The organism is Salmonella sp. SA14318 (assembly GCF_029866905.1).
Classification (GTDB): Bacteria; Pseudomonadota; Gammaproteobacteria; order Enterobacterales; family Enterobacteriaceae; genus Salmonella; species Salmonella enterica.
Genome location: NZ_CP123282.1, coordinates 3,259,154 through 3,279,828, shown reverse-complemented (window position 1 = coordinate 3,279,828; position 20,675 = coordinate 3,259,154). Strand labels below are relative to the sequence as shown.

Sequence of the window (20,675 nt, the reverse complement as noted above, 5' to 3'; positions counted from 1 at the left end):
GATGAAAATATACTCAGCGCTATTGCTGGCGGGGACCGCGCTCTTTTTCACCCATCCCGCGCTGGCGACGGTTTGCCGTAATTCAAACGGGACGGCGACCGATATCTTTTACGACCTGTCAGATGTTTTCACCAGCGGCAATAATCAGCCGGGACAGGTGGTGACGCTGCCGGAAAAATCAGGTTGGGTCGGCGTAAACGCGACGTGCCCGGCGGGGACAACGGTGAATTATACCTACCGAAGCTATGTATCAGAATTACCGGTACAAAGCACCGAAGGAAATTTTAAATACCTCAAGCTGAATGACTACCTTCTGGGCGCGATGAGCATCACCGATAGTGTCGCTGGCGTATTTTATCCGCCCCGTAACTATATTCTCATGGGCGTCGACTATAACGTGTCGCAGCAAAAGCCGTTTGGCGTGCAGGACTCAAAGCTGGTTTTTAAATTAAAAGTGATACGGCCTTTTATTAATATGGTGACGATCCCTCGCCAGACAATGTTTACTGTCTATGTGACGACCTCTACCGGCGACGCGTTGAGCACGCCGGTGTATACCATTAGCTACAGCGGCAAAGTGGAAGTACCGCAAAACTGTGAAGTGAATGCCGGACAGGTCGTGGAGTTTGATTTCGGCGATATCGGTGCGTCGTTATTTAGTCAGGCGGGGGCGGGTAATCGTCCGCAAGGCGTCACGCCGCAAACGAAAACCATTGCTATCAAATGTACCAACGTCGCGGCGCAGGCCTATTTATCGATGCGGCTTGAAGCCGAAAAGGCCTCAGGGCAGGCGATGGTGTCCGATAATCCGGATTTAGGCTTTGTGGTTGCTAATAGCAACGGTACGCCGCTCACACCCAATAATTTGTCGAGTAAAATTCCGTTTCATCTTGATGATAACGCCGCCGCTCGCGTAGGTATTCGCGCCTGGCCGATCAGCGTGACGGGGAATAAACCGGCGGAAGGGCCGTTTACTGCGCGCGGCTATCTACGAGTCGATTATGATTAAGGAGGCATAATGATCCTTCGGCGCGTTTTCATCGCTATCGGTTGTGTTTTGTTCAGCCCGCTGAGTCAGGCCAACTCATCTCTGGGCGAAGTGAATATTGAACTGCGCGGTAACGTGGTGGATTTTACCTGCGCCGTGGTGGCGGGCGACAGTAACAAATCGGTTAACCTCGGCACCTGGGCGACAAAACAGCTTCACGCCGCCGGTGACGCCACGCAACCGGTAGCCTTTAGCCTAAAACTTGAAGGCTGCCCGCCGGGGTCGGCGTCTATAACGTTTTCCGGGACGCCAGCGCCCGGCACGGCATTACTGGCGCTTGCTGATACGGCAATGGCGCAAAAACTGGCGATTGAAATTCGCGATGGCGATCAACGTCGATTGCCGCTTGAGCAGGCCAGCAAGGCCGTCGATATTGACAACAACGGCAATGCTACCCTGAAATTCTATGCGAACTATATCGCCTTAGCCGATGGCGTGCAGCCCGGACTTGCTAACGCGGATGCGACCTTCCTGATCAATTACAATTAGTGTCCGTTATTGTGGCTCCCGAACAATAATTCGTCGGGAGTACATTTACAATAATTCGTGTGATTTGGCGTAATCGATAAGCTCAACGATAGAGTGAAGGCCAAGTTTAGAAAATATATTGGCCTTATGCGCGCTGATAGTCTTGTTACTCAATAAAAGTTGCTCGGCAATTTCTTTGTTAGACATTCCATTGGCGAGATAGCGCAGCACGGTAACTTCGCGGTTAGATAGTGGCATATCATGGTGCCCACCTTTGGGGGTACGGGTATTACTGATGAAATTAAGCGTCTCAGATGGGAAAAAAGAATAGCCGGATAAAATCATTTTTACCGCATTATAAATATCATTGAGGTCTTTGCGTTTACTTACAAATCCGTTTGCGCCCGCTCTTATTGCTCTTCCGGCATAAAAAGCCTCTGATTTCGACGATAAAAAAAGTATCCGGGTATGTTCCTGGATAGATTTGATTCGTTTAAGTAAGGTAAAGCCGTCGGTGCCCGGTAATTCAATATCCAGAATGACAAGGTCAACAGGATAAGTGCGCAGATACTCTATCGCTGTTCGGCTATCATCCGTTTTCAGGACAACCTGAATATTGCTATTTTTACCGAGTAAAACTTCGATCGACATTCTTACAATAGGGTGTTCGTCCATAATGATAACAGATGCAGGTTTCATTGTTGTATGCCTCAGACTGTTATGCGTCCTTCGTTTTAGAATAAGCGTCAGACACCTTAAAGATTGTGAAATAGCCAGGTCTACACACCACACAGTGGAGCAATAATAAAGAATGAGACCTCCCTGTTGACTGGCTATTTGGCGTAAGAGTAATAAATATGTGGAATATCCATTTCGCACCAACAAAAAAGAAATTTCTGATTAAGTAAAAACAATATGGATTATACCTGGTCTGATTTCTCGGAAAAGTCTTGCGAAATGCGAATTATGGATAGCGGGTAGGATGTTCTGTGGCGTTATAGAAAATTTGTTCGTGGTGGAGCTATTTTCTTTAGAGTTGACATTGAGCAGTTTAAACTGTTGTTTTTAAGTATAAAAATAATATGAAAGACTAATTGTTTAGTATTTGTTATGTAATAACAGAAAGATGTTTACGCGGGAGACCTCAAAAAACGAGGAGGGACAGGGGACGATGTAAGAAAAAAATTTTTATCGCTTACCAGGACGAGTTGTAAATATTAATTTTATGTGAAATATTTACATTTAATGGAAGTGAAAATAAGTAATTTCTTAAAAAATCTTATTCACCAAAACGTTAGTTCGTTAAAAAATGTCGTGGAAAGTAACGTTTAACTGCTGGATCAGCCGAAGAAAGCTTTGCCTGTGGGGAAGGTTAAGGAGGGTGATAAGTTGTTTAAGCCGGTAAACTACACGATGATAAGGTACGCTTTGCTGACGTGCTATTTCTTTTAAAGAGGCGCCTTGTGCTAAAGTTTCAATCATCAACCAGTCAGTACGGCTAAAGCTTTCCGATAAGCGAGGTTTGGCGGCTGATAACAAGGCTTCGCGTACTGAGGCCAGATTTTGTCGTCGTGACAGAACAAAAAAACGCCCAGCCATACGGATAAACTGTGTTATAGCGGGGGTTTTATCTGATACCAGCAGGTAAATCTGGATATCGCTTTGTTGCCAACTGAGCGCGCGTAGCTGGTTAAGCGCCTCAATACAGGAGACAGGTAGCGTCTCCATATCTACAATCAGTTGTCTGAGCGACCCCTTTTCAATCCACAAAGAAATGTCATCTAATGAGCGGAATGCTGCGGTACGTTTTCCGGAAAATAAGTAGTGACTCAATGAATAGCCGAGGTAGTTATCAGTTGTAATTATTGCCTGGGAAATGATACCAACCGGCAAGGCATAATTAAGCTGTTGGTCCAGTAACTCAAGGCGATCAAATATCTGCGGCGTTGGAGAGTGATAACGGCAGGCGCAGTCTTTGGCATTTCTTAAACGGCGGTGTCTTTCCCTGCGTGGTACGCTGCGCATCCTGCTTTTTCCATTGCTCTAATATATATCTGGTAATATGGCTGGCCATAAATAACCTTGTCCCATCGTTGCACCAGCGTAAAAAGCAATGCCTCGTTGCTCTGATGTTTCAATGCCTTCCATCAGCATTAACTGCTGAAAAAAAACTTCGCTATCATGTTCTGACGGAAGTTGCGTCAGGACCTCATAGCCGATTAATTGCGCAGTTGAGAGATGAACGATTGGCTCAGATTTTAACAATCCGCTGTTGAGATATGAATGGCGTGTTGGCGAAGACGCCAGGTGTGGGGGATTTATCCTTTCCTTTAATAAAGTACCCTGTGCCACCAAACACTCCTCCAGGCATTTATGATGCAGCCATATATTTTTGACCCCTGAATCTATCAGGATATTATGGGCATCATTGTGGCAGCGTTAAAAAAATGCCTGTAGGTATCGTTACTTAATTATTGGTGAGATATTTCGTAAGCCTTGTAAAAAGTTAAGTGAGTTTACTTACTGAGTAAGAAATGAAGGTTAACTCTAATATATTTTAAAAACTGCTGCTCCGTTTTAACATGTAATTTTCGCATAATGCTCCGGCGGAGTGACTTTGTCTGCTCTTCAGAAAGTGAAAGTAAAGCGGCCGTTTCGCTTAAATGATAACCGCTGGCGATCAGTTTTAACAGGTGACGTTCTGTTACTGAAAAATGACGAGTCGTGCAGTAGTGGCAAATGCCAGAAGGGACGCTATGTCGAAGCGCTCGTTTATGTAAGATCAATATCATTTTCCGGGTAATTTCTTCAACATCATCTTCCCGATAAATATGCGGCAGCATATACAGACATGGTCTGAACATGAGCTTTTCTTTATCGCATTTATTACAAATAATCACCCGTAGCTGATGTTGGGTATGCATAGGTATCTGGTAACAGCCTGCGCTGAACCAATCATCATCCAGGGCCAGGAAAGCGATATCGGCATTATCTATCTCTTCTGGCGGCAGAAAGTCAATTTTCTGCTGCCATTGATTCGCCAGACGCGTCATGATGATTTTCAACCCATGCTCAAAGTGACTGTTTTGTTCCTTAATAGCGATACTCAGCATAAAAAATATCCTACACGGCAGGTGAATCATGGTGAAATATTAAAGAAACTTATTGATTTTCTAAATACTGGCGGCCTTAATTCCCACTTTATGCGTGCTGAGATGTGTCCAGGCGATTTCCTGGAACCTGGCATTGCGCCAGAAAAGACGATATTCGTACACTTAGTCAGCAACCAGAACAAAAGCCATTGACTCAGGAGTGCCTGACCGTATAATTCTCGCGTTTCGTCTACACGAAGTCTTCACTTCACAAGGCGCCCTTAGCTCAGTTGGATAGAGCAACGGCCTTCTAAGCCGTGGGTCGCAGGTTCGAATCCTGCAGGGCGCGCCATTGATAAATCAAGCAGTTACATCAAAAAAACTATCATCTAAAATTATCCTGCAGTGTAAGTATCAGGGTAAGTTTTAAATCATCCCTGTATTTTCGCATTATCTTGACCTTCCCCCTGTAAACAGTGCCAGTCTAAACTGAAGTTTCCGGTCTTTCTTCCATCTCACAGAAAGGCGCATTGTCATGAAAAAGACCCGTTATACCGAAGAACAGATTGCATTTGCCCTGAAACAGGCTGAAATCGGCACTCGCGTCGGGGAAGTCTGCAGAAAGATGGGAATTTCTGAGGCCACATTTTACAACTGGAAGAAAAAATTTGCCGGGCCGGGCGTGACGGAACTGCGGCGTCTGCGGCAACTGGAGGATGAGAATCAGCGGCTGAAGAAGCTGGTCGCTGAGCTGAGTCTGGACAAGGAGATGCTGCAGGAGGTACTGAAGCAAAAGTTCTGAGGCCGGCTCAGAAGCGCCTGGCGGTGATATTTTTGCTGGAGGCTTACCGTATCAGCGTCCGGCGGGGATGGCCTGTTAACCACAAGAAAACCCACCGGATTTATTGTCCGGAAGGCCTGAACCTGCGCAGAAAACGCCCCGCAGACATGTCAGTGCAGCACGCCGTAGCAGCGCTCGGTCCTGACGCATGTCGATCAGTGCTGGAGTATGGATTTTGTGTCAGATAATCCGTTTAACGGGCGGCGTTTTCGGGCGCTGACTGTAGTGGTTAATTTTAGTCGGGAATGCCTGGCGATCCATGCCGGAAAATTGTTAAAAGGCGAGGATGTGGTCAGAATAATGGAGGCACTGCGGGTACTAAATAAGCGGCTGCCGGTAGGTATCCAGACGGATAACGGCAGCGAGTTTATCTCAAAAAGTCTGGATAAATGGGTGTATGAACACGGCGTCACAATGGACTTCTCACGCCCCGGAAAGCCGACAGATAACCCGTTTATTGAATCATTTAACGGCAGTCTGCGGGATGAATGCCTGAACATTCACTGGTTCCTGTCACTGGAAGATGCGCAGGAAAAACCCGACAACTGGCGCAGGGAATACAATCATGAGAGAACGCATTCATCATTAAATGACATGACTCCGGCTGAATTTATCCGAAGTCTCCGGAAAGACGAAGGTCTCTGATTTAGCACTGTACTGAATTTGTGCCAGGGTCATTACTACTCCAACAAGTGGAAAGCACTTCTTAAGTTATTAGGGGAACGTTTTCAATACGTTAGGAGGAACGTTGTCAACAACTGATATTGTTACCAAGAGTGGCTAATAATTACAACACTTCCGGCTCGGTGGTGGCGTACCCATAAAGCCTTGTAGATTTCGGCAGGGCGCCCCTGCCGCTAATTATGTTAACTTATCGGGACAGACATCTTCTGGTTCAAATAAATATCAGGCTTAACCTCAATATATATATCATTTTGTATTATGCCATAATTCTTTAATGCCTTCCCTATGAATGGTCCTTCATAAATAGGGAATGGCCAGTTATCGTGATCATCACCTTTAGGGACATAAAGAATCATGTTTGTGCCATTATTCCTGTCGGTTGATATAACCTGATCTATTATATTCTGGCTTACCGCTTTAGCTTGGCTATAGCTTAAGTTAAGATTTATTGACTGCTTAAGAGTAGAGTTAGAAGTCAGCCCTTTATAGACTAAAATAATTGTACAAAAAGCCAGCAATGCATTTATCAGTTTTGTTCTGTCCTTGGCCAGAATGTCAATTGTGATGAAAGACGCCATGCTTACATACAGGAATCCCCCCCACATCACAACAGGTCGAGCAGCATAATAACTTCCTGCTCTGGCGCACAAAAGAACAAGCGCTATTAATGACAGCACTCCTGAAATAAACACAATAAAGAAAACAATGCTTTGGTCTCTATTTTTATTTCTTATTAATGAATACAATGATGATATTATTCCAATTGAAACGAGTGCGGTTGATGAATATTTAAAAGCTGGTTGGACTTGTTCTATTAGGTAATTTAATACGCTTAATGTGCTATATATATCAAGTGAGCCAGAACCAAGGCTGGCAGCCCTTCCACCGTTGGCCTCATAAATCACAGCAACAACCCAAGCGGTTAGTGTGAATATTTGTAAGGTGCTTTCCTTTATTGTCTTCGTTATTGATAGTTTATTATTAATGAGCGAGAACAGTAGTGTCACTCCGCAAGTTATCGCTAATATAATATTAGCGAACATGCTGGAAAACACTGCAATATATGAAGCAAAAAATATCGACGAAGAATACCAAACACCATTTCTCTTTAAGATGTTAACATCGAAATTTCTATAATTTCTTATTACAAATATTGATAGCGCAGAGTTAATTAAAGCAGGTGCTATATAATGATAAAAACATGTTATGTTTACCTCCCATAGCATGTATAAGTTCTCATGATTGCCCTCTTTCAAGAAAATGAAAAAAATTGAAGCGTAGAAAAAAACAACAAAAATAGATGATCGTAAAAATCCAGCTGAGAGATTAACATTAAATAGCTGGAATAGTTGATGTAAGAACAAAGACAAAAGTATAGTGATGAAAATGGCTGTTATGATTGAAAATGATTCAAGAAATCCAAAACCAAGCGGCATTATAAGCGCAGTGGATAACTTTGCAAATAAAGGGTAGCCTAGCTCTGGCATTACCTTAATTGGGTTAGCGATCCCCCATTGAGGATATAATGCTCTAGTAGATGTCAGGTTTCCCCAATCATCTCCTGATATGATCACTGTTGGATGTGAAACTAAAAAAAAGTAAAGTGAAATTGCAGATATAATTGCAAATAAACCACATGTTAAAATTTTAGATTTATTGAAGGAAATCATAAAATATTCCGTTATTTATTTTGGTTGTTTTTTTACTAAGTACTTTGGGCGGCATTTTGTTTCTATATATATTCTACCTATATACTCTCCAAGCACCCCAATTCCAATCAACTGAACTCCTCCCAGGAAAAGAATTGAAACCAGAATTGATGGATAACCACGGACAGGGTTACCGAATGCCAATGTTTCAAATATCATCCATGCTCCGTAAAGGAACGCCATTCCAGCAACGGTTAATCCGATATAAGTCCACATACGTAGCGGGAACGTAGAGAAACTTGTGATCCCCTCTATAGCCAAATTCCACAATTTCCATCCATTAAACTTTGACACCCCGGCAATTCGTTCAGCACGTGCATATTTAACAACTTCAGTGCGACCCCCAACCCATGATAAAACCCCTTTCATAAACAGGTTGCGCTCAGGCATGAGCTTGATGTTCTCTACAACCTCACGAGACATCAGGCGGAAGTCTCCTACGTTTTCCTCAATCTGCGGGCTGCTTATTCTGTTATGCAGCTTATAAAACCATTCAGCTGTCTTACGCTTCATGCGCCCGTCAGTTGAGCGGTCTGAGCGCTTAGCCAGCACCATATCTGCGCCAGCCTGCCACTTCTCAATGAGATGGGGGATAACTTCTATCGGATCCTGTAAATCGACATCAATAGGAATGACCGCATCCCCGGTTGCATGGTCGAGACCCGCGAAAAGAGCAGGTTCTTTACCGAAGTTTCGCGTAAACGAAAGCGGAATAACGAGCGGATCAGATGCAGCTATTTTGTTAATTATTGATTCAGTCGCATCTTTGCTTCCGTCGTTGATGAAAACAATCTCAACTTCATACGATTTTAGCTCTTCAAACTCGCGAACCGTTTTATAGAAAATAGGTATCGTGGCTTCTTCATTGAAGACCGGAACGACTAACGAGATTTTCATTTCGCATCCCTAAAGACAATGAATTTTGAATAAATGAATCCGCATATCAGGCTGATAGCTGAAAAGGTGATAAGAGTAAGGAGTGGTGGCAAGGAGCATTTGTCAGCCATCCAGCCAACAACAGCGCTCAGTGTTCCCATAAATCCCACGTACATCATGTAGCGAAGCGTGGTGGTGCTGGCGTTAAAGGTGAAGCGCGCATTGGCATAGAAGCTGAACGATACAGCGATAACAAAACCGGAAAAGTTCGCCAGCGCCTGATGCGTATGCATCCCATACACACAAAAAGCAAATACGCCCCAATGAATAAGCGTGTTAAGAACACCGATCGATGTGTACTTAGCGAATAACTTCAACATTATGAAAATCAGCGGATTCGGAAAGGTCTGGAGTGTAACACTACAAATTGCTTTGATCGATATAAACGATCAATAATGTGATATTTGATAGTTTAAACTTATTGTTATCTTATTAATTGATCGTTGTTACCGATCAATTGGGGCTACTGATTGCTAAGTGGGTTGGGATAAAAACGGGACACACAAAGCTTTGCATCGGCTTGCAAGGCTTTGCATGTTTTTCGAAGATGGGGCGAGTGAGCGCCGTAGTAATGGGATAACTTGTTGTTAGCTCAGGTAGTTCCAGGAACATCTAAGCCGTGGGTCGCAGGTTCGAATCCTGCAGGGCGCGCCATTTAACCTCTCAAAATCATGTTAATCCGTAAGCTTCTGCGGGGGCGACGTTGTGCCATCCGCAGTACGTGACGCTAATATGCAAATAACTAATTGTGTTTAATCTGTTTATGGTGCTCCTCAGCCTGGATCTCATGGGCGAAAGAATGGGCATTATTCATCGATTGATGGATGACCATTGCTTTTTCATAGTCGTCCATTTCAGAAAAGGGTGTCGCATTTTCCACAGTAGTTGGGCGCTGGGTTTCTGTGTCTGAGCCATTTGCTGATGCGCGAAGGCGTCACCGTTATTCATCATCTCATGCGCCGTGGCGGATAATTGGCGGGATTCCATTTTCTCTGCGGCTTTTACGCCAGCTGAAATAAAAAAACGACAGCTAAAAGGGATGTAAACTTATTCATCTTATTTCTCCGGTGTGGGTTAATAAGAGAAATAATAAAACAGTCGTTGGGGCTGGCGCGTGATAGGATAATGACGATTATATCAGATTATTTTGCTGGCCAGTGATAGCGCCTTTCACTATCGCTACAGTTCAACGGAGGTGTTTGGGTAATGTCAAAATAAAACGAGTAGCGCGCGTATCGGAGGTGACAGAAACTTTTCCCTGATGCGCAATGACGATGGATTTTGCAATTGCCAGGCCTATACCGCGGCCTTCCCCTTTACGCTGGCGGGAGGGAGTAACGTGATAAAAACGATCGAAAAGGCGCGGCAAATGTTCCGGCGCGATTGGCGTACCGGGGTTTTCAACAATAATATGTATCTGGTCGTCCGCTTCTTTTATCCGAAGAGTAATGGTTTTACCCGGCGGCGTATAGCGCATCGTATTAGAGAGTAAATTACTGATCGCTCTGCGCAGCATGATGGGATCGCCGGTGATTCAGCAGGCGCGGCCTTCAAAGCGCAAGCTCCCAACACCTTTTCGGCAGAAAAGCTCAATGAGGCGCTCTACCACGGGGCGGTGCTCCGGGTGTGGCCAAAAGCCATGACGGTAGCGGTGATTATCGCCGGTCTGCTGCCTGTTTTATGGGGGACCGGCGCGGGTTCTGAGGTGATGAGCCGTATTGCCGCGCCGATGATTGGCGGCATGATTACCGCGCCGTTGCTGTCGCTGTTCATCATTCCGGCAGCCTACAAGCTGATGTGGCTGCGCAGGCATCGTCGCCTTGCGGCATAACGTGTGTCGCCCGCCTGCGGCGTCAAACTGCAGGCGGGTTCAGTATACGCTTATCGTCCGAGCGCATTGACCCGTTTGCGGTACTCGCCTGGTGTACAACCGAATTCACGGACAAAAGCTTTGTGAAAAGAAGATTCGCTCGCATAACCTACCGACTCGGCAATCACCATCACCGGCAGCGCTTCACGCGACAGGGTCTGGGCGGCGATTTGCAGGCGCAGCGTTGTTAACACGGCTAAGGGCGTCGTCGCGGACACGTCGCGAAATAGCTGGGCGAAGCTCGCCCGCGACATGTGTACCCGTTGCGCCAGCGTTTCGACCGTCCAGGGATGCGCCGGTGTTTCCAGCATGTGAAGGATCACGCGGCCCAGCCGGGGATGCAGCAATAAATTGAGCACGCTTTTCGCTGTGCCAGCCTGCGATAGCCAGTCGCGAACGGCGAGGGTAAACAGCGTGGCGCACTGCTGACTGTATAAGACCTCTGCGCCAGGTAAATGGCGTTCTGACTCCTGCTGTAACAGCAAAATGGCGGCGTTAAGCCAGATACTGGCGGGGCTATGCGGCGGCGGGGCAAGACATAACACTTCCGGCAACGCGGTAAGGAAATAACGTGACGTCGTGTGCAGACGTAGACTACCGCACACGATATATGTCGGTGCTTCGCCAGACCGGCGCAAACGGTGGGCGGAGTTTTGCGGCAGAATCACCACCTTTCCTGGCGTAAGCGTCATGGCGTCGCCGGTAGGCATTTCCAGTTGCGCTTCGCCCTGCGTAACGGTATGCCAGCGAATCACCGATAGCTCGCCAGCGGCGTGCGGCAACTGCCAGTCGCCGCCTAACGGGCAATTCTTGTCGATTGAGCCCTGAGGGGCGTTAAGCGTCAATAGCCGACTAAGCGCATCCATATAGACTCCAGAACAGATTCTTTTTCAAAAATAGGGATCACCATTTCTGTTTATGATCACTATATTTCGGACTTAATGTCATTTCCACCCTTGTTTTTGCTAACCGCTAATTTAGACGATAAGACAAAAAATGACGCGTTGCGGATAACTCTGTCTTTTTTGACGTTATTTATACTTGTCCTGACAAACAGATGGTGATTTGGCGGAGAAAGAAGATGACACAGTATCAGGCGCTCATTATTGGTTTTGGCAAGGCAGGAAAAACGTTGGCGGCAACTCTGGCGAAGACGGGATGGCGCGTGGCGATTATCGAACAGTCCGCCAGTATGTTCGGCGGAACCTGCATCAACATTGGCTGTATTCCAACGAAAACGCTGGTGCATGACGCGGAACGTGAGGGCGATTTTTCAGTCGCCATGCAACGCAAAGCGGCGGTCGTAAATTTTTTACGCGACAAAAATTTTCATAATCTTGCCGACCTGGACAATGTCGATGTGATTGAGGGAAGGGCGGAGTTTATTGATAACCATACCTTACGGGTATTTCAGGCGGACGGCGAGCGGGTGTTACGGGGAGAAAAGATCTTCATTAATACTGGCGCAGAGTCGGTGATCCCGGCTATTACGGGCTTAACAACGACGGCAGGGGTGTTCGATAGCACCGGGCTACTCAGCCTGAGCCAGCGTCCGGCGCGGCTGGGGATTTTAGGCGGTGGTTATATTGGCCTTGAATTTGCCTCAATGTTCGCCAACTTTGGTACGAAGGTCACTATCTTTGAAGCAGCGCCGCAATTCCTGCCTCGTGAAGATCGGGATATCGCGCAGGCAATTACCCGCATTTTACAGGAAAAGGGCGTCGAGCTGATTTTAAACGCCAACGTACAGGCCGTATCCTCAAAGGAGGGCGCGGTACAAGTAGAAACGCCGGAAGGCGCGCATCTTGTGGATGCCCTGCTGGTGGCGTCGGGGCGAAAACCGGCGACGGCTGGCTTACAGTTGCAGAACGCCGGCGTGGCGGTGAACGAACGCGGCGGGATCATCGTGGATGATTACCTGCGTACCACGGCGGACAATATCTGGGCGATGGGCGACGTTACCGGTGGGTTGCAGTTTACCTATATTTCACTGGATGATTTTCGTATTGTACGCGACGGGTTATTGGGAGATGGCAAACGCAGTACCCGCGATCGCCAGAATGTTCCGTATTCCGTCTTTATGACGCCGCCGCTCTCTCGTGTCGGGCTGACGGAAGAACAAGCTCGGGCAAGCGGCGCAACGGTGCAGGTGGTGACATTACCGGTGGCGGCGATCCCTCGCGCCCGTGTTATGAACGATACTCGTGGCGTACTAAAAGCGGTAGTGGACGTGAATACGCAGCGTATTGTAGGGGTGTCATTGTTATGCGTCGATTCTCATGAAATGATTAATATCGTTAAAACCGTTATGGATGCAGATTTACCTTATACGGTGTTACGCGACCAGATATTTACCCATCCTACAATGAGTGAGTCTTTAAACGATCTCTTCTCTCTCATTAAGTAAAACATAAATAACGTAGCCCTGTTAATCAGGGCTTTTTTTTGCCTGTCAGGCTATAAAAATACGCCAGGACAAATATGCTGGCGTCTGAAAGAAAAGGCTTTAGTCAGGCGTAACGTATTATAACACCATTGAAATAACCCACGACTGGAAATCTCGATGTTAAAAGTTACCACGCTTATTGCTTCATTATTGGCTGCGCCGCTGGCGTTTTCCGCCTCCGCCCAGCCGCTAACTGACGTTGAATATATCAGCGTTTCTGCGGTGGCAGCAACGCCGTCAATGCTTGAAGACGCTATTGCCAGACTGGCGCAAAGTAAACAGGCCTCGTCATGGAAAATTACGTCAATGCGTATTGATAATACGGGTTACGCCACTGCGATATTATATAAATAAGGAGAGCCTGAGATGGATAAATATCTTCGTCTGTTAAGTCAGGGGGATCGGCTGGGATTAACATTAATTCGCCTGAGTATCGCCATCGTTTTTATCTGGATTGGACTACTAAAATTTGTGCCCTATGAGGCAGACAGTATTACCCCGTTTGTAGCGAACAGCCCGTTTATGTCTTTTTTCTATGAACATCCTGAAGAATATCGTCAGCATCTGACTCATGAGGGCGAACTAAAACCGGAGGAACGCGCCTGGCAAACGGCCAATAATACGTATGCGTTTTCGGATGGTCTGGGCGTGGTGGAATTGATTATCGCGGCGCTGGTACTGGCTAACCCTGTCAGCCGCTGGTTAGGGCTGGCGGGCGGCGTGCTGGCATTCCTGACGCCATTTGTCACGCTGTCGTTTTTGATCACCACGCCGGAGGCCTGGGTTATGCCGCTGGGCGATGCGCATTATGGTTTTCCGTATTTATCGGGCGCCGGGCGGCTGGTATTAAAAGATACGTTAATGCTGGCAGGTGCGGTGATGATCATGGCGGACTCCGCCCGTTCGTTACTTTTACAGCGACAGTAGCGACCCTCTTACCCTCTTTATGCCGCGATTCGTCGGGTGGCGCTTGCGCCATCCGACAATGTGTTGATGAATGATGGACTACCCTGACAGAAGTTCCTGTTCCACCTGTTGAACCTGCGCCTCCAGCGTATTGCGAATTTCGGTTAGCGCCCGTTCCTGCTCGGAGAAATAGGCTTCCTTATCCGCAACGGAAGAGGCGAGCCGCCAGGCGTTTTCCGTTTCCAGTTGCGTTATCTCTTTCAACAGCGCGTCGATTTGCGTGCGGAGCTGGCGTATTTTATGGCGCAGATGTTCCAGATTATTTAGCCTGTCGCTTGCCATCATCGGTTCCAGACCGCTTTGCAGCTGCGTCAATAACGCGCGAATTGCCGCCAGATCGGCATTCTGCCGCGCCTGATTAAGCTGTACCATCATCTGGTGCGCTTTTTCTTTCAATTCATCGGCGACCACATCCGGGTGACACAGGCGGCTGGCCTGACGCCACAAACGTTTTAATTCACTGCGTTCGTCAGCCGACAAACGTTGATCGCGGGCGTAGCGGAATTGCGCTTCCTGCTGCTGCTCCCGGTACTGGTGATAGTCCTGTTCCGCATTTTCCTGCGCCTGGCGGAATGCGCTGTCGTCCTGATGGGAAAAATCCGCTTCCAGCTCGCGAATTTCCGCCAGCAACGCGGTAATTAATTCCGTCTGCTGCTGGATTCGCTGACGGATGCCCACCGCTTCGCGCGAGGCGGCATTCAATCCTGTCCACTGTTGTTTTAGCGTTGCCAGTTGATCCACGGCTTGGGAAATAAATTGCAGGCAGGATTGATAATCCTTTTCCCGGCGTTTTATTTCGGCCTCTTGCTTACGCTGCATACTCACCGCGAGCTGTTTACGCAACTCAAGAATACGGCTCATCAACGGCCCGAGGCGCAGATGATAGAGGTCGTTGAAATCGTCGAGGATTTGAACCCGCGCATTTCGTTTGTCAATCAGATCGCGAAGTTGGGCTTCAAGTGCTTTCAGCTCCAGTTTACTGGCGGCAATAGAGGGATCTTGCCACGTCGAGAGCGCCCGTTGAGCCTGTAGCCAGGCGGCGATCTCTTGCATGGCGTCACTGAATCGACGAGCTTCAATCGCCTGGGCAATCGCGCTGATTACGGCATCCTGCGGCTCATTTTTCAGGTAGATGAGCTGCTGACGGATAATCTCTTCGTCCTCAAGTTCAATGGCGCTTTTGATGATCTCTAAACGTTTGATGATCTTATTCATGACGTTGATGCCTGGCGTGGCTCAAAAACGGATAACAGATACCAGGTCTGATTCACCTTTTTGAAAATACTGAAAAAATACTAAATGTATTCTGTAGGGTGTCGTACTTTTCGTCCAGAGTTATTCACATATTTTATACTCGGCGTCTGTCACCCGTAACGTTCTATATCGGCGCGCACTCTTTTCTTTTTACTCCCCGCGACATCTTTTTTTACACGATAACGTTAACGTCCGGAGTTGAGCCTTGACAAACGATTGCGCCTTGCGGCAGCGAGAGCGAAATGTTAAAAGGTGCCCCTCAATAAAAACGATACAGGGGTAGGACGTGAAAAACGCGTCAACTGCATCCGGCGCCAGCGTGTCGGATGCCGCGTCGAAGAATGAACCGACGCTTCAACGGGGGTTGCAAAACCGCCATATTCAGCTAATTGCGCTGGGCGGCGCCATTGGCACCGGACTGTTTCTGGGCATCGGCCCGGCGATTCAAATGGCGGGGCCGGCTGTTTTGTTGGGCTATGGCGTTGCCGGGATTATCGCTTTTCTCATTATGCGCCAGTTGGGTGAAATGGTCGTGGAAGAGCCGGTTTCCGGATCGTTTGCCCACTTCGCCTGGAAATATTGGGGGCCGTTTGCGGGCTTTTTGTCGGGCTGGAACTATTGGGTCATGTTTGTGCTGGTCGGGATGGCGGAGTTGACCGCGGCGGGCATCTATATGCAGTACTGGCTGCCTGACGTACCAACATGGATTTGGGCGGCGGCGTTTTTTATTATCATTAATGCCGTAAATCTGGTGAACGTTCGTCTGTATGGCGAAACGGAATTCTGGTTCGCGCTGATTAAAGTGCTGGCGATTATCGGCATGATAGGTTTTGGTCTGTGGCTGCTGTTCTCCGGCCACGGCGGCGAACATGCCAGCATTGATAACCTCTGGCGTTATAACGGTTTCTTCGCTACCGGTTGGCATGGTTTGCTTCTGTCGCTGGCGGTGATTATGTTTTCTTTTGGTGGACTGGAGCTGATCGGCATTACTGCGGCGGAAGCGCGCGATCCGCAAAAAAGCATCCCGAAAGCGGTGAATCAGGTGGTATACCGTATTTTGCTGTTCTACATCGGTTCGCTGGTGGTGTTGCTGGCGCTCTATCCGTGGGTAGAGGTGAAATCCAATAGCAGCCCTTTTGTGATGATCTTCCATAACCTGGACAGTAATGTGGTGGCTTCGGCGCTGAATTTCGTTATTCTGGTCGCGTCGCTTTCGGTATATAACAGCGGCGTTTATTCGAATAGCCGAATGCTGTTCGGCCTGTCCGTACAAGGCAACGCGCCGAAATTTTTAACCCGCGTCAGCCATCGCGGCGTACCGGTGAACTCGCTGATACTTTCCGGAGCGATTACCTCGCTGGTGGTGCTGATCAACTATCTGTTGCCGCAAAAAGCGTTTAGCCTGTTGATGGCGCTGGTTGTCGCGACGCTATTGCTAAACTGGATAATGATCTGTCTCGCGCATTTACGTTTTCGCGCGGCGATGCGTCGTAAAGGGCGCGAGACGCAATTTAAGGCGCTGTTCTATCCCGCCGGAAACTATTTGTGCATTGCGTTTCTGGCGCTGATTCTGGTGTTAATGTGTACGATGGACGATATGCGATTGTCGGCGATTTTGCTGCCGGTATGGATTGTATTCCTGTTTATCGCGTTTACAGTTTTGCGCCGTAAGGCTCATTAACTTTTTTGCCCGATCCTATGCTCATGCGATCGGGCAATCCATTAATGCCGCAATGTCCCTGACAGCGCGCGAATATCGCTGCCGGTCGGCGTCTGATGAATACGCAAGCCAAACTCTTCCACCACGGCAAAAATATGGTCGAAAATATCGGCCTGAATGCTCTCATATTCCAGCCACACGACGGTATTGGTAAAGGCGTAGATCTCTATCGGCAAACCATGATCGTCAGGCGCCAGTTGGCGTACCATCAGCGTCATATCTTTACGGATGCGCGGATGGTGGCGTAAATATTCGTTCAGATAGGCGCGAAATGTCCCGATATTGGTCATTCGGCGGTGATTTAAGGCTGATTCCGGCGCATCCAGTTGTTTATTCCATTCATCGATTTCCTGATGACGGCTGGTAAGGTACGGCTTTAACAGTTGCGCGGTTAACAGCCGCTGTTTTTCATCATCATCCAGAAAATGGATACTAGTCGCGTCAATATTAATACTGCGTTTAATCCGGCGTCCGCCGGACGCAGACATGCCGCTCCAGTTTTTGAACGAGTCGGAAACCAGCGACCAGGTGGGAATGGTGGTGATGGTATTATCCCAGTTGCGTACTTTTACCGTGGTTAAGCCAATATCAATGACCGCGCCATCTGCGCCATATTTCGGCATTTCCAGCCAGTCGCCCAGTTTGAGCATATCGTTGGCGGAAAGCTGGATACCGGCAACCAGGCCAAGAATCGGGTCTTTAAAGACCAGCATTAATACCGCGGCCATCGCGCCCAGCCCGCTGATTAAAATTGCTGGTGACTGGCCAATCAGCAGTGAGATCATCAGAATGCCGACGATAATTGCGCCGATGAGCTTAATACCCTGAAATATTCCTTTTAGCGGTAACTGAGAGGCGGCGGGCCATTTTTGCGATAGATTGAAAATCACGTCCAGCAGAGAAAATAACGACAGCAGGGCGTAGGTCATAATCCATAACTGCGCGCAGGTCGTCAGGATATCCGCAGCCTCACTGCCTTTTTGTAGCCAGAGCGCGGCCTGAATATTGACAATGATGCCTTGCAGCGTAAAAGCCAGACGATGGAATAATTTATTCTGGGTAATAATTTGCAGCCACAGGCGGGAACTGGCGCTGGCACGTTTTTCGAAAGCGCGCAGTACTATCCAGTGCAAAATAATATGCACGACAACTGCTGTCAGAAAAATAATACCAAATATCACCACCAGCGACGTGGTGTGATTCATTTCAATTCCCGCTAAATCTTCTACCTGGGATATCAATTCCTGCATAATCTCTCCTTTATAAACAGCAGCCTATGATGACTGCTGAATGGCATTTATGCAAATCAGGACGCCTGCGCTTCCGGCATAATCAGCAACAGACGGGTAAAAGCGCCTCTGGGGTTATCCATACGCTATATTTTATCCAGCGCCCTATAAACGTCGTTATTTTACGCGGTTCCCTCTTTTTGAACAGGCGCCAGTCCGTCAACAATGAATGAAAACTTTTTAACCAGAATGTTTAAAACGATTGCAATATCTCTGTCGGATAATGATTAGCACCGTCGTACCTATCAACAATAACATTAAGGAACATCGGATGACCCAAAAGCGTACCCTGCTAAAATACGGCATACTCTCGCTGGCGCTGGCCGCGCCATTATCTGCCTGTGCGTTTGATTCTCTTACGGTAATTGGCGATAGCCTTAGCGATACCGGGAATAACGGTCGCTGGACCTGGGATAGTGGTCAAAATAAGCTCTACGACGAACAGTTGGCCGAACGATATGGGCTGGCATTAAGCCCTTCCAGCAATGGCGGCTCTAATTATGCCGCCGGCGGCGCGACGGCGACCCCGGAATTAAACCCGCAGGATAATACCGCCGATCAGGTACGGCAGTGGCTTGCCAAAACGGGGGGAAAAGCCGACCACAACGGTTTGTATATTCACTGGGTCGGCGGAAACGATCTGGCGGCGGCCATCGCGCAACCAACCATGGCACAGCAAATAGCCGGTAATAGCGCCACTAGCGCGGCGGCGCAGGTAGGGCTGTTACTGGATGCCGGCGCCGGGCTGGTCGTGGTGCCAAACGTACCGGATATTAGTGCGACGCCAATGCTTCTGGAGGCGGTAATCACCGCCGGGCTGGGCGCAGCGGCGCCCCCGGCGCTAAAAGCGGCGTTAGAGGCGCTGGCGGAGGGCGCTACGCCCGATTTCGCCAGTCGGCAACAGGCGATCCGCAAGGCGTTGCTGGCGGCGGCTGCAACGGTAAGCAGCAATCCGTTTATTCAGCAACTGCTCGTTGAGCAACTGCTGGCGGGCTATGAAGCGGCGGCAGGGCAGGCGTCAGCTCTGACCGATTATTATAATCAGATGGAAGAGAAGGGGCTGGAGCAACACGGCGGCAATATAGCCCGTGCCGATATCAACGGCCTCTTTAAGGAAATTCTTGCCAACCCGCAGGCGTTTGGTCTGACAAATACCGTAGGCATGGCCTGCCCGCCGGGCGTATCCGCTTCGGCGTGCTCCTCGGCAATGCCAGGATTTAATGCGTCGCAGGACTATCTGTTTGCCGATCATTTACATCCCGGTCCGCAGGTCCATACCATTATTGCGCAATATATCCAGTCGATCATTGCCGCGCCGGTACAGGCGACATACCTGAACCAAAGCGTTCAGTCGATGGCGCAAGGTAGTCGTACCACGCTTGACAGCCGTTATCAGCAGCTTCGCCAGGGGGAAAATCCTGTTGGTTCACTGGGCATGTTCGGTGGATACAGCGGGGGATATCAACGTTATGATAATAATGAGGCCGACGGGAACGGTAATCATAATAATCTGACGGTTGGCGTCGATTATCAGCTTAACGAGCAGGTACTGCTGGGAGGGCTGATAGCCGGTTCTCTGGATAAGCAACATCCTGACGATAATTATCGTTATGACGCCCGCGGTTTTCAGGCCGCCGTATTCAGCCATTTACGCGCCGGTCAGGCGTGGCTGGATAGCGATTTACACTACCTGTCCGCTAAATTCAGTAACATTCAGCGCAGTATCACGCTCGGTGCGCTAAGACGGGTGGAAGAGGGCGAAACCAACGGTCGGCTGTGGGGCGCGAGGTTAACCAGTGGTTATGATTTTGTCATGATGCCGTGGTTAACGACCGGACCGATGCTGCAATATGCATGGGATTACAGCCACGTTAATGGTTATAGCGAGAAGCTCAATACCAGTACATCAATGCGTTTTGGCGACCAAAACGCCCATTCGCAGGTGGGTAGCGCGGGTTGGCGTCTGGATCTCCGCCACAGCATCATTCACTCCTGGGCGCAGATTAATTATCGCCGTCAGTTTGGCGATGATACGTATGTGGCGAACGGCGGCCTTAAATCGACCGCGCTGACGTTTAGCCGCGACGGAAAAGCGCAGGATAAAAACTGGGTTGATATCGCGATTGGCGCAGATTTTCCGCTGTCGGCAACGGTGTCCGCTTTCGCCGGGCTGGCGCAAACGGCAGGGGTAAGCGATGGCAATCAAACCCGTTATAACGTTGGGTTTAGCGCCCGATTTTGATGACACGCCAGGGAGGGCCAACCCCGTTTGTTCGTGACACGATGAGCCGAAAGCGCAACGGTAAGTTTTATCAAAAGTAAGTATTTTCAAAAATGTGGGTGAAGCCTGTG

The 20,675-nt window shown here is 48.4% G+C and carries 17 protein-coding genes, 1 tRNA gene and 4 pseudogenes; 10 read left to right on the top strand and 12 right to left on the bottom strand.

All coding sequences use genetic code 11. The features are described 5' to 3' along the window. Position 1 precedes the first annotated feature (1 nt). Entirely contained in the window at positions 2–1,009 is a 1,008-nt protein-coding gene (gene fimH, locus QEN32_RS15795) for a type 1 fimbria D-mannose specific adhesin FimH (protein WP_023234227.1), read from the top strand. Positions 1,010–1,018: 9 nt separating this feature from the next. Further along, entirely contained in the window at positions 1,019–1,537 is a 519-nt protein-coding gene (sfmF, locus tag QEN32_RS15790; RefSeq protein ID WP_024156774.1) for a fimbria assembly protein, read from the top strand. A 45-nt stretch (positions 1,538–1,582) separates the two neighbouring features. On the opposite strand, the gene fimZ is transcribed toward sfmF, so the two are convergent. From fimZ to fimW, 4 genes are all read right to left on the bottom strand, one after another. Beyond that, the gene (gene fimZ, locus QEN32_RS15785) at positions 1,583–2,215 is read right to left on the bottom strand and encodes a fimbria biosynthesis transcriptional regulator FimZ (RefSeq protein ID WP_000801273.1); all 633 of its coding nucleotides are present in this window, start codon (positions 2,213–2,215) and stop codon (positions 1,583–1,585) included. Positions 2,216–2,818: 603 nt separating this feature from the next. After that, positions 2,819–3,541, bottom strand: coding sequence for a fimbria biosynthesis regulator FimY (gene fimY, locus QEN32_RS15780; RefSeq protein ID WP_079841499.1), 723 nt, complete (start codon positions 3,539–3,541; stop codon positions 2,819–2,821). Positions 3,542–3,559: 18 nt separating this feature from the next. Then, a complete protein-coding gene (locus tag QEN32_RS15775) occupies positions 3,560–3,871 on the bottom strand; it encodes a diguanylate cyclase (protein ID WP_000226497.1) in 312 nt (103 codons plus the stop codon). 161 nt (positions 3,872–4,032) lie between these two features. Then, positions 4,033–4,629 (bottom strand): fimbria biosynthesis transcriptional regulator FimW, encoded by a 597-nt coding sequence (gene fimW / locus QEN32_RS15770; RefSeq protein WP_000948629.1) that lies wholly within the window; start codon positions 4,627–4,629, stop codon positions 4,033–4,035. Between the two features lie 254 nt (positions 4,630–4,883). On the opposite strand from fimW, the gene QEN32_RS15765 reads away from it, so the two are divergent. Together QEN32_RS15765 and QEN32_RS15760 are read left to right on the top strand one after the other, a co-directional pair. Continuing rightward, positions 4,884–4,960, top strand: a tRNA-Arg gene (locus tag QEN32_RS15765). A 183-nt stretch (positions 4,961–5,143) separates the two neighbouring features. Then, a pseudogene (locus QEN32_RS15760) lies at positions 5,144–6,091 on the top strand (transposase); the annotation flags it as partial. A gap of 224 nt (positions 6,092–6,315) precedes the next feature. On the opposite strand, the gene QEN32_RS15755 reads toward QEN32_RS15760, so the two are convergent. The 5 genes and pseudogenes from QEN32_RS15755 to QEN32_RS15740 form a co-directional block, all read right to left on the bottom strand. Next, positions 6,316–7,803: a hypothetical protein gene (locus tag QEN32_RS15755; protein ID WP_265321891.1), complete on the bottom strand. Its 1,488-nt coding sequence runs from the start codon at positions 7,801–7,803 to the stop codon at positions 6,316–6,318. Positions 7,804–7,818: 15 nt separating this feature from the next. Next, entirely contained in the window at positions 7,819–8,739 is a 921-nt protein-coding gene (locus QEN32_RS15750; protein ID WP_265321892.1) for a glycosyltransferase family 2 protein, read from the bottom strand. Continuing rightward, positions 8,736–9,098 carry a GtrA family protein gene (locus QEN32_RS15745; RefSeq protein ID WP_000915520.1) on the bottom strand — a complete coding sequence of 121 codons (363 nt, stop codon included), beginning with the start codon at positions 9,096–9,098 and terminating at the stop codon, positions 8,736–8,738. Before QEN32_RS15745 ends, QEN32_RS15750 begins: the two co-directional genes overlap by 4 nt. Before the next feature lie 422 nt (positions 9,099–9,520). Beyond that, positions 9,521–9,833: pseudogene (locus QEN32_RS22680) on the bottom strand (copper-binding protein). 131 nt (positions 9,834–9,964) lie between these two features. Further along, a pseudogene (locus QEN32_RS15740) lies at positions 9,965–10,339 on the bottom strand (ATP-binding protein); the annotation flags it as partial. A 9-nt stretch (positions 10,340–10,348) separates the two neighbouring features. Here QEN32_RS15740 and QEN32_RS15735 point away from each other — a divergent pair. Then, a pseudogene (locus tag QEN32_RS15735) lies at positions 10,349–10,609 on the top strand (efflux RND transporter permease subunit); the annotation flags it as partial. A 50-nt stretch (positions 10,610–10,659) separates the two neighbouring features. Here the strand turns inward: QEN32_RS15735 and rclR are convergent. Then, the gene (gene rclR / locus QEN32_RS15730) at positions 10,660–11,514 is read right to left on the bottom strand and encodes a reactive chlorine-specific transcriptional regulator RclR (protein ID WP_131040169.1); all 855 of its coding nucleotides are present in this window, start codon (positions 11,512–11,514) and stop codon (positions 10,660–10,662) included. A 215-nt stretch (positions 11,515–11,729) separates the two neighbouring features. Here rclR and rclA point away from each other — a divergent pair, with 215 nt between their 5' ends. From rclA to rclC, 3 genes are all read left to right on the top strand, one after another. Then, positions 11,730–13,055: a reactive chlorine resistance oxidoreductase RclA gene (gene rclA, locus QEN32_RS15725; RefSeq protein WP_000195929.1), complete on the top strand. Its 1,326-nt coding sequence runs from the start codon at positions 11,730–11,732 to the stop codon at positions 13,053–13,055. Between the two features lie 156 nt (positions 13,056–13,211). Continuing rightward, positions 13,212–13,448 (top strand): reactive chlorine resistance periplasmic protein RclB, encoded by a 237-nt coding sequence (gene rclB / locus QEN32_RS15720; RefSeq protein WP_000922168.1) that lies wholly within the window; start codon positions 13,212–13,214, stop codon positions 13,446–13,448. A gap of 12 nt (positions 13,449–13,460) precedes the next feature. Further along, on the top strand, positions 13,461–14,021 hold the full coding sequence (gene rclC, locus QEN32_RS15715; protein WP_000362177.1) for a reactive chlorine resistance membrane protein RclC: 561 nt from the start codon (positions 13,461–13,463) through the stop codon (positions 14,019–14,021). A gap of 78 nt (positions 14,022–14,099) precedes the next feature. Here the strand turns inward: rclC and QEN32_RS15710 are convergent, their stop codons facing one another. Beyond that, a complete protein-coding gene (locus QEN32_RS15710) occupies positions 14,100–15,275 on the bottom strand; it encodes a DnaJ family molecular chaperone (protein ID WP_001033457.1) in 1,176 nt (391 codons plus the stop codon). Positions 15,276–15,600: 325 nt separating this feature from the next. On the opposite strand from QEN32_RS15710, the gene pheP reads away from it, so the two are divergent. Beyond that, on the top strand, positions 15,601–16,995 hold the full coding sequence (gene pheP, locus QEN32_RS15705; RefSeq protein WP_000786283.1) for a phenylalanine transporter: 1,395 nt from the start codon (positions 15,601–15,603) through the stop codon (positions 16,993–16,995). Positions 16,996–17,036: 41 nt separating this feature from the next. Here pheP and QEN32_RS15700 read toward each other — a convergent pair whose 3' ends face one another. Further along, complete coding sequence (locus tag QEN32_RS15700; RefSeq protein ID WP_001156971.1) at positions 17,037–18,284, bottom strand: mechanosensitive ion channel family protein; 1,248 nt, start codon at positions 18,282–18,284, stop codon at positions 17,037–17,039. A gap of 310 nt (positions 18,285–18,594) precedes the next feature. On the opposite strand from QEN32_RS15700, the gene QEN32_RS15695 reads away from it, so the two are divergent. Continuing rightward, complete coding sequence (locus QEN32_RS15695; protein ID WP_242105266.1) at positions 18,595–20,565, top strand: autotransporter domain-containing protein; 1,971 nt, start codon at positions 18,595–18,597, stop codon at positions 20,563–20,565. Positions 20,566–20,675: the final 110 nt, after the last annotated feature.